At 43.1% G+C, this 13,505-nt stretch carries 10 protein-coding genes and 3 tRNA genes; 4 read left to right on the top strand and 9 right to left on the bottom strand.

Translation table 11 applies throughout. From position 1 onward, the window contains the following. On the bottom strand, positions 1-793 hold a 793-nt coding region (locus ACQY26_RS01750; protein WP_428047357.1), incomplete at its 3' end, for an alanine/glycine:cation symporter family protein. A 128-nt stretch (positions 794-921) separates the two neighbouring features. On the opposite strand from ACQY26_RS01750, the gene ACQY26_RS01745 reads away from it, so the two are divergent. Next, the gene (locus ACQY26_RS01745; protein WP_428047356.1) at positions 922-1,572 is read left to right on the top strand and encodes a hypothetical protein; all 651 of its coding nucleotides are present in this window, start codon (positions 922-924) and stop codon (positions 1,570-1,572) included. Here the strand turns inward: ACQY26_RS01745 and ACQY26_RS01740 are convergent. After that, positions 1,569-3,029: a protein kinase domain-containing protein gene (locus ACQY26_RS01740; protein WP_428047355.1), complete on the bottom strand. Its 1,461-nt coding sequence runs from the start codon at positions 3,027-3,029 to the stop codon at positions 1,569-1,571. The genes ACQY26_RS01745 and ACQY26_RS01740 overlap by 4 nt on opposite strands. Before the next feature lie 99 nt (positions 3,030-3,128). On the opposite strand from ACQY26_RS01740, the gene ACQY26_RS01735 reads away from it, so the two are divergent. Then, positions 3,129-4,454, top strand: coding sequence for a cation:proton antiporter (locus tag ACQY26_RS01735; protein WP_428047354.1), 1,326 nt, complete (start codon positions 3,129-3,131; stop codon positions 4,452-4,454). Between the two features lie 9 nt (positions 4,455-4,463). Here the strand turns inward: ACQY26_RS01735 and ACQY26_RS01730 are convergent, their stop codons facing one another. Together ACQY26_RS01730 and murI are read right to left on the bottom strand one after the other, a co-directional pair. Further along, positions 4,464-5,165, bottom strand: coding sequence for a polyphenol oxidase family protein (locus ACQY26_RS01730; protein WP_428047353.1), 702 nt, complete (start codon positions 5,163-5,165; stop codon positions 4,464-4,466). Further along, on the bottom strand, positions 5,162-5,968 hold the full coding sequence (gene murI / locus ACQY26_RS01725) for a glutamate racemase (protein WP_428047352.1): 807 nt from the start codon (positions 5,966-5,968) through the stop codon (positions 5,162-5,164). Before murI ends, ACQY26_RS01730 begins: the two co-directional genes overlap by 4 nt. 100 nt (positions 5,969-6,068) lie before the next feature. Between murI and ACQY26_RS01720 the strand changes: the two genes are divergently transcribed. Continuing rightward, positions 6,069-6,139: transfer RNA gene (locus tag ACQY26_RS01720), tRNA-Gln, on the top strand. 196 nt (positions 6,140-6,335) lie between these two features. Here the strand turns inward: ACQY26_RS01720 and lysS are convergent. From lysS to ACQY26_RS01695, 5 genes are all read right to left on the bottom strand, one after another. Next, positions 6,336-7,853: a lysine--tRNA ligase gene (gene lysS / locus ACQY26_RS01715; RefSeq protein ID WP_428047351.1), complete on the bottom strand. Its 1,518-nt coding sequence runs from the start codon at positions 7,851-7,853 to the stop codon at positions 6,336-6,338. Between the two features lie 55 nt (positions 7,854-7,908). Continuing rightward, positions 7,909-7,982: transfer RNA gene (locus ACQY26_RS01710), tRNA-Ile, on the bottom strand. A 62-nt stretch (positions 7,983-8,044) separates the two neighbouring features. Then, positions 8,045-9,784, bottom strand: coding sequence for an ABC transporter substrate-binding protein (locus ACQY26_RS01705; RefSeq protein WP_428047350.1), 1,740 nt, complete (start codon positions 9,782-9,784; stop codon positions 8,045-8,047). Beyond that, positions 9,785-10,759 carry a C39 family peptidase gene (locus tag ACQY26_RS01700; protein ID WP_428047349.1) on the bottom strand — a complete coding sequence of 325 codons (975 nt, stop codon included), beginning with the start codon at positions 10,757-10,759 and terminating at the stop codon, positions 9,785-9,787. Between the two features lie 21 nt (positions 10,760-10,780). Further along, positions 10,781-10,852, bottom strand: a tRNA-Pro gene (locus tag ACQY26_RS01695). Positions 10,853-11,103: 251 nt separating this feature from the next. Between ACQY26_RS01695 and cas9d the strand changes: the two genes are divergently transcribed. Beyond that, the coding region (gene cas9d / locus ACQY26_RS01690) for a type II CRISPR RNA-guided endonuclease Cas9d (protein ID WP_428047348.1) at positions 11,104-13,505 on the top strand (2,402 nt) is incomplete at its 3' end.

Raw genomic sequence — 13,505 nt, 5'->3', positions numbered from 1 at the left:
CTATATGCAAAGCCGTTAAAATGGCCGCGCCGGCAAAACCGCCGCCCACCGCTTTAAAGCCGAAAGCGCTCTTTAATATTAAAATTACGGTTGCCGGCATTTGATGTATGTTTACCACAAAAATATATAAAGCCGCCAGCAGATATAAGCCGCCCATTATGGGCACCAGCCATTCGCATACCGCGGCGATGCTTTTTACCCCGCCTATAATCACTATCGCCACGATAAGGGAAACTATTACTCCTATCAAAAGCCCGTTTATGCTGTAAGCGTTGCCCAAAACGTCCACTATGGCGTTTACCTGTAAAAATCCGCCGCCGCTTATCGCCATTAAAAGCCCGCATACGGCGAATATTACGCCCATCCATTTCATTTTAAGGGCGTTTTTCATAATATACATCGGGCCGCCTACATACTCTTTTGTAGTTCTTAATTTTACTCTGTATTTTACCGCCAGCAGGCATTCAGAATATTTCGTAGCTATGCCGAAAACGCCTATCACAATCATCCAAAATACCGCGCCGGGCCCGCCCGTCGCAACGGCCGTCGTCATGCCCAAAATGCTGCCGGTGCCTATCGTCGCCGCCAATGATACGGCCAAAGCGCCGAAATTGCTTACCATGCCTGCGGAATTATCCCTTTTCAGGGAAAGTTTCATCGCTTTAAAAATATATTTTTGTATAAATTTAAGTTTGAAAGTAAGATAAAGATGAGTTGCAACCAACAGCAATATCATCGGATAAGTCCATATCAGTTCATTGATACGGTTTATTATATTTTCCAACTCTTGCATAGAGTACTCCGTAATCTTTTTATATAATTTTATTATCTTTATATTTTATCATTATTGGAAGTTCAGCGGTGTCGGTATCTCAAAAAGAAATAAATAAAAACGAACCTGTTTTTACTGCCGGGGAATATTTGCGGAGCAAAAATATCAGCTTTGAAATTCCCCAAACTTTGCTTATGCTCCCTGCGGCGTGTTTCGGCGCGGGCTTGGGCGGTTTATCCAAAAAAACTTATAAGCTTATAGGCGATATTGAAGTTATAAATGATGATTTGGCCGTTATGCATAATTTTGCTTTGGGCGCGCCTTTATGCGTTTTATTGGCGGAACTCGCTGCCGTTTTGGGTGCAAAGAAGTTTCTTTTGGCCGGTTCTGCGGGGGTTTTGGCGGAAGGCCTTTCTTTCGGCGACAGAGTTTTGTGCCGCGGCGCATATTCCGAAGAAGGCACAAGCCGTCATTACGTAAGTGAAGAATATTTACCCGCCTGCGGATTTGACGTCCTTTCCGCTTTGCCCGTAAAGGCCGCCGGGGACAGCTGGACTACCGACGCGTTTTTCAGGGAAAACAAAGCTTCTGTGCAAGCCTACCGGGAAAAAGGCTGCCTTACCGTGGAGATGGAAGCTTCCGCTCTTTTCGCTTTCGCCAAATCACGCGGATTTGAAGCCGGCGCTGTCTTTGTTATAAGCGATTTGCTTTACGGCGGCTTTTGGCGTTCGGTGCAAAAAAACGCGCAAACTTTAAAAGCTTTGCGCGCTCTTGTTGCCGATCTTATAAAAATTCTCTAACCGTTGTTTGCCTGGGCGTTTTTAAGAATATCCCAGAACTGTTCCACCGTCTGTATGCGTTTTGCCGGGTCTTCATCTAACGAGCGGATAATAAGCTCGTCTATTTCCTTGGGGATATAGGAAGCTATCTGCGAGGGCGGAACTATCTTCTTGGTTGTTACGTCAAAACCTTTGACGCTCCAAGGCACCTGCCCCACCAAAGCTTCGTAAAGGCATACTGCCAGGGAGTAAATATCCGATTGCTTGGAAGTAAAACCTTTTTGCTGTTCCGGGGACATATAAGCCGGCGTTCCGGCCACCGGGCGGGAGCTGTTTTCGTTTTCTTCCGTAACTTTTTGCGCCACGCCGAAATCCATTACTTTGGCTATGCCGCTGTCGGAAATCATAATATTCCCCGGCTTTAAATCGCAGTGTACGATATTGTTTGAATGGGCGTAGCTTAAGCCTTGGCAGACGGAATCAAAAATATGTTTTACTTCTTCAAACTCTATGTAGTTGTCGATATCAAGGCGCGTTTCAAGCGTTTGGCCGTCCACGTATTCAAAAACCAAATATAAGCTGTTGGCGGTTTCTATTACGGTATAAATTTCAACTATGCAAGGGTGATGCAGCATGGCGACCATTCTTGCTTCCGAAAGGAATTGCTCGCGCACATAATCGCTTCTTAACAGTTCCGGCTTTATACGTTTTACGGCCACTTTGCGTTTGAGGGCGTTGTCGTAAGCTTCGTAAACTTTACCCATGCCGCCTTCGCCTATGGGGCGGATAAAATGGTACTGCTCTTTTATGTTTACTTCTTTAAGCTTGCGCCCTTTTACGTCCACCGGCCCGCCGAAAACGTTAAAATACCTCATAAGCACGTAAAAGCCTATTACCAGCACTACGCAAATGAAGTAAACGAAGAACCACGGCGGCAAATGATAATCGGAAAGGGATTTTTCGGATTTATGTCCCGAAGGCCTTTGCGCCTCGTATATCATTTTTTTTATCGTCTCCGCTCTTGAAGCGCGCGGATTTAACTGCAAAGCGGTTTCTATATCTTCCGTAGCGCGCATGATGTCCTTCTTTTCAAGATAGCTGTGCGCGCGGGTGATATACGCTTCCACATTGGAAGGCCTTTGAGCTATCGCCTGGGAAGAAAAATAATGGGCGTTGTCAAACTGGCCGAGTTCTTCATACGCTCTGGCAAGCAGGGTAAGAATGCGCGGGTCTTCATAGCCGTTGTCGGCCAAACTTTGGCATGCGCTTACCACAGTATCGTATTTGCCGTCTTCGAACTTGCGCTGAATTTCGTTTAAAGCGTTTTCCAAAGCGGAAGCTTTTTTGATGTCGGAAGCGTCTTCTATATTCTTAAATCCGGCCGAGTATCTTCCTTCCACTATTATGGGCGCGGCCTGAACGGCAAACCCGAATATTGGCAGAAGACATAAAATTAAAGCCGTTAAGAATCTATACATATTACTATCTTAGAATAAAATTAACTATAAATACAATCATTTTTAACTAGAGGCGGTATTTTGTTGCGTATAAGGCCGGTAAATTTCTATCATATAAATATGGAAGGGGTAATAATTTCTTTAGCGATATTGATTTTTTTGTCGCATTTATTTTCGGCGATGTTTGTAAAGACGCGCATGCCGGAAGTTCTTCCGCTTTTGCTTTTGGGCATACTTCTCGGGCCTTTGCTTAATATAGTTTCGCCTGCCGATTTCGGCATGGTCGACCAAGTTTTTACAAGGGTGCTGCTGATAGTGATTTTATTTGAAAGCGGCCTCGGCTTAAGAATATCCCAAATAAGAAGCACATGGGAACAGAGTTCCCGCCTTACCCTGATAAGCTTCGTCGTGATTATGTGCGTCGTCGCTCTGTTGTCTAAAATAGTTTTGAATCTCCATTGGGCTTACGCGGTTATTTTGGGTTCCATTTTGGCCGATAACTCCTTCGCGATTATAATTCCTTTAATATCCAAACTGAACATAACCAATACCACAAAAACCGTACTTTTGACGGAATCCACCATAGGCGGGGTAATATCCATAGTCGTAACTATTACTTTGCTTAATATGGCTAAAATACAGTCTTTTGACGTAAGCCTTATAGTCGCCAAAATAATATATACATTTATGGTCGCCTGTATAACCGGCGGCGCGGCGGCGATATTCTGGACCACGGTTTTAAATAAAGTCAGGAAGTTGGAAAACGGGATTTTCCTTACTTTGGCTTTCGTTTTGGTGGTATATTCAGTCTGCGAAACTTTGGGTTCGGACGGCTCAATCGGGGCTTTCATATTCGGCATAGTGGCCGGCAATATAAGAACTATCAGGAAGCTCCACGGCTTTAAATTTATAGAGCGTTTTACCATGAACGTAAAAAGCAAGGCTTTCAACGATACGGAAAAGAGCTTTTTCAGCGAGGTCGTTTTTGTCCTCAGGACTTTCTTCTTCGTCTATATCGGCATTTCTATGCAGCTGAGCAGCCTTTATTCCATACTGTGCGGGCTTTTGTTTACGCTTGTGATATTTATGGCCAGAATACCTACCGTAAATTACGTGCTTGAAAAATCGGTAAGCCGCATAGACAGCGCGGTAACTTCCATAATGGTGCCGAAAGGTTTGGTTACGGCGGTTTTGGCGTCTTTGATTATGCAGTCGGGCGTGCCCGGCGGCGTGATACTGCAAAATACGATTTACTCGGTAATACTTTTCAGTATTATTTTGGCGACATTGCTTTCTTTCTTTATAGAGAAAGGCTGGGGCATGCCGGCGGTGAACTTCCTGTTTAAAAGACATCGGGAGTTTTACCCCGACGCCATTCCCGCGCCGGCGGCCAAGAAAGTCGAAATCGGCCACCAGCAGAAGCATTTGATAGCCAAAGACAGATAATTCCCTTACCTATAATTTATAAGCGAAAGAAATTAATACGTCTTTAGTGTGATCTCTGCGGTAAGAAAAGAAAATTTGCTTATTGCAGCAGGTGCATTCGCATGAGCAGGGGGATTTTATATCTTCCGTTTTTACTCCGCACTGTTTAAGCTGGCGCACTATTTCGGCCGTTAAATCCACAAAAATCCTGCCGCCTTTCCTGATGACGCAGGCCGCGTCAAACTGCTGCGCAGCGTCTTCTTTGACTTCAAAACAGCAAGCGTTTATATGCGGGCCGATATAGGCGCAAAGTTCTGCGCCGGGCCCGGCTTTTTCTTTTAACAGTTTAGCTGCTTTTGCGGGCATAAGGGCCGCCACGCCGCGCCATCCGCAATGGCACAGGCTTATAAAATCGCCACGTTTATCCCATATGTATAAAGGTACACAGTCGGCCGTAAGAATCATTACGCCGGTTCCTTTAAGCCCTAAAATCCAGCCGTCGGCTTCATGTTCTTTTTGGGCGCGGTAAGCCTCTAAATCGGTTTCGTTTAAAATACTTATTATTTTATCTCCGTGAACCTGCTTCAGCCCCAAAATTTTTTGAGGGGGAATATTTAAAGCGGAAAACAATTTGTCCGAATTTTCCTTTTCCCTGCCCGATCCGGTTTCCCTTGAAGCCGTCCCGCTGATTATTCCTAAATTTATAAGTCTTTCGTCTGAAAATATTTTCATATATAAAATCTGTTCTCTTTTACTTTAAGTTTTTTGCCGCCGATAATATTTAAAGCCAGTCTGGCGAATCTTTCCGATAAATCGCTTGCGTATATCTGCGTTGAGGATTTCCCGCCGGTTTTAAGCAAGCCGGCGCGCAGCAGAGCTTCTTTTGCTCTTTTGGCTATTTCTTCGGCGGAATCTACCAGCGTAACCTTCGGGCCGAGGAATTTTGCAATGTCTTCCTTTATAACGGGGTAATGTGTGCAGCCTAAAATTACCGTATCGGCTTTGTCGGTTTTTAACGGCGTCAAATATCTTTTGATGGCCAGCTTGCAAATATCGCTGCCGGCAAGGCCTTCTTCTATTATTGGTACGAAAAGCGGGCAGGCGTATTGCGTAACGGCTATCGATTTATCAAGCTTTTTTATATTCTTTATATACTCTTTGCTTTTTACGGTGGCTTCGGTGCCGAGTACGGTTACTTTTTTATTTATCGCCACTTTGGCCGCGCAGGCCGCGCCCGGTTCAATAACGCCGAGTACGGGGGCTTTTATGTGCCTTTTTAAGACTGGCAAAGCCAACGCCGAAGCCGTATTGCAGGCGACTAAAATCAATTTAACTTTTTTGCTTTCAAGAAATTTGGCGATGTTTAAGGAGTATTCCGCAACGGTTTCTTTTGATTTGGACCCGTAAGGAGAATGCGCCGTATCGCCGAAGTAAATTATGTTTTCCTTCGGCATAAGCTTTTTTACCGCTCTTAAAATGGTCAGCCCGCCGAGGCCGGAATCAAAAATCCCGATAGCTTGTTCATTTGGTTTCATAACATAAAATATTATACACTATTCTAATTTTTTCGTAAAAATGCTAAAATATTTATGTAGTAAAAAACGCTTTTTAAAAAGCGTGAATAAAACGGATTTTTCCGGGATGGTGTAATGGTAGCACAAGCGCCTCTGGAGCGTTTAGCCTAGGTTCGAGTCCTAGTCCCGGAGATTTATATATAACTTCCCTCTGAATCAATCGGAGGGATTTTTATTTGCTCTCCATAATTTCCCGCATGGAATTTAGTTCCGATATATTTTTAAATTATAAGGATAAACATCTGCAAGAAACTTATTTTACGATGATTTATGCAAATAAAAAACCCGCCTTAAGTTTAAGGCGGGCTCTTTGCGATTAAAAACAAAGTTATTTTTCCAAGTTTTTAAGCGTAGGGAACAGGATGATTTCTCTAATGGAATCCTGCCCGGTAAGCATCATGGTTATTCTGTCTATGCCGATGCCCATACCGCCTGTGGGGGGCATACCCGATTCCATAGCCGTGATATAATCAATATCCACAATGTCGGCGTCCTCGTTTTTCGTATCTTTGGCTTTGGCCGCTGCTTGGTCTTTAAGACGTTGGTACTGATCGGCGGGGTCGTTAATCTCGCTGTAAGCGTTGGCTATTTCCTGACCGCCGGCGACGAAAGCCTCAAAACGTTCAACTATTTCCGGGTCGCCCGGTTTGTTTTTGGAGAACGGGCTTACGGCCGTAGGATAATCCATCATAAAGACGGGGTCTTTATATTGGCTGACGATTTTTTCTTCAAAAAGCACGTCGTAAATTTTATCGGAAGGTTCGTCTTCTTTAAAGCTTACGCCGGATTTTTTTGCCAAGGCGATAAGCTTTTCCCTGTTAAATTCGCGTCCGTTTAGAATTTCGTGTATATCTTCGCCGAAAGTTTCTTTCCAGGCTTCGGGTATGTATACGCGTTTAAAAGGTGGCTTAAGGTTGATTTCCATACCTCTGTACATAACCTTTTCCACACCGATGGCTTTTGCGGCGTTGCCGATAATTTCGTCAAACAAATCCGCCATGGTGTTTACGTCGCCGTAAGCTTGGTACATTTCCATCATGGTAAATTCCGGGTTGTGGGTGGTGTCTATACCCTCGTTGCGGAACATTTTACCGATTTCGTAAATCTTATCAAGGCCGCCGATGATTAATCTTTTGTGGTAAAGTTCCAAAGCAATCCTCATGAAAAGCGGCATTTTAAGCGCATTGTGATAAGTTTCAAACGGCTTTGCTATCGCGCCGCCGGCGCTGGGCGTCAAAGTCGGGGTTTCGACTTCAAGATATCCTTTTTCGTCCAAAGTCTTACGTATGGAAGAAATAATTTTAGCCCTTTTGATAAAAATTTCTTTGACGTCTTCATTGGCGATAAGGTCCAAATGTCTGTTGCGGAAGCGCACTTCCGTATCTTGTATGCCGTGGAATTTTTCCGGCATGGGGCGTATCGCTTTTGAAATCAATTCTATTTTATCGGCTTTAACGGTTTTCTCGCCGGTTTTGGTTACGAACATATGCCCGCTTACCAAAACGAAATCCCCTACGGCTATATGTTTTTTAAAGAAAGCGTAAGATTCTTCGCCGACTAAATCCCTCTGTACGTAAATTTGAACTTTGGCCGTAACGTCTTTTATATGGGCAAAAGCGGCCTTGCCCATAATTCTTAACTGAACCAAGCGGCCCGCGGTGGTAACTACTGTTTCTTCCGCGGCGTTTTTGGCTTCAAGGCAAGTATTTTTTACTTCAACATGGGCCGGATAAGGATTAATCCCTGCGGCTTTCAGTTCCCCGGCTTCCTGATATTTATGTTTTATAATATCTTCCAACCCGGAAAGTTTTTGCTGCTGCGTTTGTTCCTGCGCTTTATTTTCCATATTATGCCTCTATAAAAAAACCCCGAAGAACGGGGTTTATTAAACAAAATCAAAATGCGCCCTGCAGGACTTGAACCTGCGACCCATCCGTTATGAGCGGATTGCTCTAACCAACTGAGCTAAGGGCGCTTGCGTATAAATATTATAACAAAAAAGTTTAACCTTGTAAATTATCTTAATGTCGTTTGGGTTTAGGCTTCTTTGTATATCGGATAGAAGTATATTCCCATAAATACGGGGTTGTCCGTAAAACCTTTTACTTCTTTTCTGTACACCCATACGCCCGGGGAATGAATGGTGTAAATCTGCGCGGCGGCGTTATAGCTTAAATCCTGTATGCGCCGGTAGAGTTTTATTCTGCGGGCGGGATCTGTTGAACGGACGGCTTCGTCTATCAAAGCGTCAAGCGCGGGGTCTTTAAAAGACTGCGCCACCGCGTAACGCCCTTTTGAATGCAGGAAAGGAAAGACAAAATTATGCTCGTCGGGATAATCGGCTATCCAGCCGCGCGCCCACAAAGGCATTTTGGAAGCTTGCGTCTTTTCCAGGAAGGAGGCCCAGGGCACTCCGCGCAGTTCAATGTTAAATTTTGGGTTTAAGCTTTCTATATTCCTTTTTAATATTTCGCAGGCCGTCTGCCGCATTTGCGAGCCGGTATTGTAAGTCAGCGTAAAAGTAAATCCGTTTTCCCAAACTTTTCCGTTATAGGCTTTTTTAAAATATTCTTCCGCCTTTTTTAAATCAAAGTTATAGCATGGAGAGGATTTCTCGTAAGAAGCCAGCCCGGGCGGCACGGGCCCGCAGGCGCGCGGGGCTTTCCCGCCCATTGAATCATTGACGAAAGCGTCATAATCAAACGCGTTGGCAAACGCCTTTCTTATATTAATATCCTGAAAGAAATCCGGCGGTATCCCTTTTCCGTCCAGCCTGCCGCTGCCGATATCGGGGTTCGCTTCGGGATTGATGTTAAAGGTAAAAAATATCACGGGGTCGGTTTTAAGCCTGGGCAGGCGGTCCTGCACCACCAAATCCGGGTTATCGGCTATTTGATCCGTAAAAGCGGGGGCTATTTCCGCTATGTCAATGTCGCCCGATTCCAGCATAAGGCGCATTGTGCTTTGTTCTGGCACGGTTATCAGCTGCACTCCGTCAAGCTTGGGCGCACCCAAAATATAATCTTTATTGGCTGTCAGATAAATTCTTTTGGCTGCGTTGTCCCAGCGTTGAAGCATAAAAGGCCCGCTGCCGTTGGCTTTATCGAATAAGTAAGATTCGCCTTTGCCTTTATTGTTGTAGTTTTTCCAAGTCGCTTCCGTGCCGTCCCATTCTCCGTTTTTTACGGCCCAGTCTTTGCTTATTACGTAAGACCACCTCGCCAATATCGAAAGCAAAGGCGCAAACGGACGTTTAAGTTTTATTATAAGTTTATCGCCCTGCACCTGTACGGCTTCTTCCACGGTTTTATAATCAAGCGTTATTGCGCCTTTGGCGTCGCGGGTGGAAGTTACTCCCAAAATCGGTTCCAAAAGCAGGGTGGAAGGGCCGCTTACCGCGTCCGAAATAAGAAAACGTTTTAAGGAGTATGCCGCGTCTTCCGCCGTTAACGGCGAACCGTCGTGGAATTTAATATCTTTCCTGATATTAAAAACATAAGTTTTGCCGTCGGGGGATATAAGTCCGTTTTCGCGCGTGGGCACTTCTTGCGCTATAAGCGGTTCAAACTCGGTAAGAGATGATCCTTTAAATTTAATTAAAGTGTCATAAATGTTCAGCAGTACTCCGTGCGTAAAACCGTCGTAGGAAAACACCGGGTCGAAAGATTCCGCTTCCCCGACTATGGCCACTGTAAGTATATTGTTTTGCTGCTTGGGTGCGCAGGATATTAAAGAAAAAATGCAAAAAACACAAAGAAGCGAAAGTATCTTTTTCATTTATTCACCTATGGCGTAGGCCAAGCCTTTTTTATTTTTTATCCAGGCTGACGCAAATTGTTTTCTGTCGTAAACGCGGCGCACTTCTTTTTCGGTTTTGGCGGCCGGATCCATAACTACTACGTTTCCTTCCGCGTCAAAACCGCATATTACGACCAAATGCCCCGGGGTAGCTTTTGCCGCGGCGTTTTTAAGAGCGCCTTCTTTATAAGCTATGGAGGCTATAATCGGTCTGCCTTTGTAAAGTTCTCCTTCCGCCTGCGCCAAAGAACTGCACCTTACGACTGCGGCGCCAAGCCCTTGCTGCGCGGCGAAAGCCGTATTAAGCGGCCAAGTTCCGTAAACGCCGGATTCTTCGTCGTAAACGCCTTTAAGCGTATCTTCCAAAGAAACTTTCTTTCCGTAATAATTTAAAACCATGCTTAAGCAGACGGGGGAGCAAATCCTCCCGCGCAGTTTTTTATCGGCATACTGCATTTGGCTTACGGGTTTTAAAGGTATTTCAAAATCTTTTAAATCCAAGGTTTCCAATGCCAGGGAAGAATCGTATTTGGCCCCGGTTTTAGTAAAAGCCGCCGTAAGAAAATCTATTTTCGCTTTGCCCAGAACCGTAAGCTGGTATTTAAACGCCGACGCGCTTTTCTTGGGGAAGAGGATATCGCTTTCCACGGAAGCGAAAGAATCTTTTTGGGGTTTAAACGTCTTTTTATAATCCGCGCTGACGTAAAAAAGTTTATAAAGTCCGCTCCAGCCTTCTTCCGTCTTTACGGAAGCTTCAACCAAAACGGCTGAATTTTTGTTTAATTTTGCGCTTAAAGAGAGCGTTAAAGAATTAAAATCAAAAGGGGCTTTTATCGTTTTTGAAGCTATTACGTAAAAACCTTTAAATTGTGCGCTGACAGCTAATTGTTCTGTGGTAAAAATCGTATTGTAAACGGGCAGAAGGGCTATTTGTTTTTTGCTGAGGTGGTACATGATTCGGCCTCCAGATAAAAATCGGGGCACCCGGGCTCGAACCGGGAACCTCCCGCTCCCAAAGCGGGCGCTCTACCATTGAGCCATGCCCCGAATAATCAAATTATACAAAAATTAGCCCCGCTCCGCCCGTTTGCAGGGGTTTATTGGCGTGGCGTTGGTGATGTATGCGACAAGGAACATCAACTGGTGCGAATAATTTAACGTCTAATTTAGCAACGTTTTAATCTTGAAACATACCCGGTTTTTACCTCTCCGGGGATGGTTTTTCACTATGCGCATATAATCATTTTAATTTATATGCCAATTTGATATATTAGCACTATGATAATTAAGGGGGAAGTATGTCTAAAATTTTTTCTTTTGACTTGGGCAGCGGCAGTATAGGAGAGTGCGTAAGAGATGGCGAGGAGATAAAACATTTAAGCAGTTTGCTTATTGATTCTGAATTTGCATCGCTTGTTTCAATTAGGCCGCAGCGACGCGCATTTAGGATGCGTCTTGCCCATAAAGCAAGGGAATCTTGGTGGATACAAATTGCACTTCAAGCCGGATTGGATATTCCGGGCGGGGATATTAAAAAGGACCGATTCGACAATTATATTTTTTCCGCAGATGAACGAATGCTGAGGGAATTTCCCAAAGATAATGACGATACTGTTTATAATTCCGCTTTATTGAGAATTGCTCTTATCCAAGGCCGCAGACTTGAAAGCTGGCAGATTTTTAAAGCCGTTTGGTCCGCTTTTCAGCACAGGGGCTATGAGTATAACAATTGGCAATCGGAAGAGACCCTTTCTGAGGAAGAAAAGAAGTCAGAAAAAGAAGGCAAAGAAGCAAGCGAACTTTATAATAAAAAACTTGCTTTATTGCCGGAAGAATACCGCCTTCCTTGTTATTATGAAGCTTTTAAAATGGGGCTTTGGGATTATAAAACCAATAAGATTGTTAACCGGCTTCGTTCCGCAACTTTAAATGCAAGAAATAAAGATGGTAAGGAGCAGGTTATAGCCCCAAGGGTCATAGTGGAACGGGAGCTTCGTCTTTTGCTGGAGAGTGCAAAAAAACAATTTCCTTCTATTCCGGATACGGAATATGTTTTATATGGCACGAACAGAAAACCTCACGCCGGGCGCACAGACCATAATGCAAGAAAATATGAATCCGAAGGACTTTTAGGGCAGAGAACTCCGCGCTTTGACAACAGGATAATAGGCAAATGTTCTTTAATACCGAGGCTCAATGTCTGCAAGTCGCAAGACCCTTTAAGCATGGAAGTACGCTTTTTACTTGCTTTAAAACATTTTCGTTTTATAAAAAACGGGGAAGTGTCTCCTTTTGATTTTAAAGAAATAAACGAATTATTTTTTAAATACAAAGATGATTTGCCAAAAATAAAGCAAAATTATATAGGGAAAAAAGCCTTAAAAAATTATCTTAAGTCAAAGGGATATGAGGCCTTTTCTGAAGATTATATCCCGGCTCCGAAAACGAGCGGACGCAGCCGTTTTTGCCGTCCTGCATTAAAAATTTTAAAAGAACTTATTTTATCTGGTAAGAATCCTCATGATTTTTATAAAGAAGTTACGGAAAAAGTTAATAATATTGACGTCAAAAAAGGGCTTGTAAAGGAAGATTATAAATTTCTGCTTGCAATGCCTAATGATTGGTACAGAATTCATATCCCAGACTTTAGGGAAGAAGATAAAAATTTATCAAAGGAAGAACGCCTGGCGAAAATTGACGATTTGCTTAGTTCAATAAATAATGTTATAGTACGCCACCGCCTGATAATGTTAATGCGCCGCATAGAATATTTGGATAAAAAGTACGGTATGCCGGATTATTGCGTGTTAGAAATCGGTCGTGAAGAATTTATAAGCGAAAAAGAAAAAAACGAACTTAATGCTATTAATAAAAAAAATCAAAAACAGAATGAACAAGCTTATAACAGTCTAAAAAAATATGGTCTTACTATTTCCGGTAAGAATATGGAAAAATATAAATTATGCGAAGCCCAAAAATGGATAGATATTTATAATGTTTTCTCAGAAAAAAGAAATATTATTCCCGAGGAATTAGAAAATTATGATATTGACCATATTGTTCCGGTTTCTTTGGGTGGGGCTGATAGCTTTCAAAATAAAATTGTTACGTTAAAGGAATTAAACCAAAGTAAAAAGGGAAATAAAACGCCGTATGAATGGTTATTCTCCGATAAAAGTAAATGGGAAAATTTTCTTGAAAATATAAAAAGAGCCGATATTGATGCTAAATCTACGAAATATTTGTATTTAACGTCACCTGATTCCGTAAAAGAAGCCAAAAGTTTAAATGATTTGCAAGCCACAAAATATATAGAAAAGCTTGCCCAAAAATTAATAAGTCTGTATTTTGGTTGGGGGGAACAAACGGCAGGTAATAAACGCAGAATGTTCGTTTGTACCGGCGGTTTGACGGCAAAAATACGCAGTATATACGGGCTTAACAGACTGCTTCATAAAGATTTGAGCGAAGAAGAATTCAAAAAACTTTACGTTACCGGGAAACTGGACGAAAAAAATAGAGACAATAAAAAACATCACGCTTTGGACGCTCTTGTAATTTCTTTTGCCCGCAATATCAAATATGATGATAAGGGAAAACCTGTTTTGCCTGATTTCGCATGCAAACCTGATTTTTTTGATTCTGCGCTTGATAAAGTCTTCCCTATACAGTTAAGAAGCAAGAAACCCGTTTTAAGGAA

Source organism: Candidatus Proelusimicrobium excrementi, assembly GCF_937881865.1.
Classification (GTDB): Bacteria; Elusimicrobiota; Elusimicrobia; order Elusimicrobiales; family Elusimicrobiaceae; genus Proelusimicrobium; species Proelusimicrobium excrementi.
This window is presented reverse-complemented; position numbering and strand designations above follow the sequence as displayed.

Excerpts from the sequence above, each read along its gene's own strand:
- ACQY26_RS01705 (WP_428047350.1), bottom strand. The coding sequence starts at position 9,784 with ATGAAAAAGATACTTTCGCTTCTTTGTGTTTTTTGCATTTTTTCTTTA.
- ACQY26_RS01740 (WP_428047355.1), bottom strand. The coding sequence starts at position 3,029 with ATGTATAGATTCTTAACGGCTTTAATTTTATGTCTTCTGCCAATATTC.
- ACQY26_RS01730 (WP_428047353.1), bottom strand. The coding sequence starts at position 5,165 with ATGAAAATATTTTCAGACGAAAGACTTATAAATTTAGGAATAATCAGC.
- ACQY26_RS01700 (WP_428047349.1), bottom strand. The coding sequence starts at position 10,759 with ATGTACCACCTCAGCAAAAAACAAATAGCCCTTCTGCCCGTTTACAAT.
- murI (WP_428047352.1), bottom strand. The coding sequence starts at position 5,968 with ATGAAACCAAATGAACAAGCTATCGGGATTTTTGATTCCGGCCTCGGC.
- ACQY26_RS01735 (WP_428047354.1), top strand. The coding sequence starts at position 3,129 with ATGGAAGGGGTAATAATTTCTTTAGCGATATTGATTTTTTTGTCGCAT.
- lysS (WP_428047351.1), bottom strand. The coding sequence starts at position 7,853 with ATGGAAAATAAAGCGCAGGAACAAACGCAGCAGCAAAAACTTTCCGGG.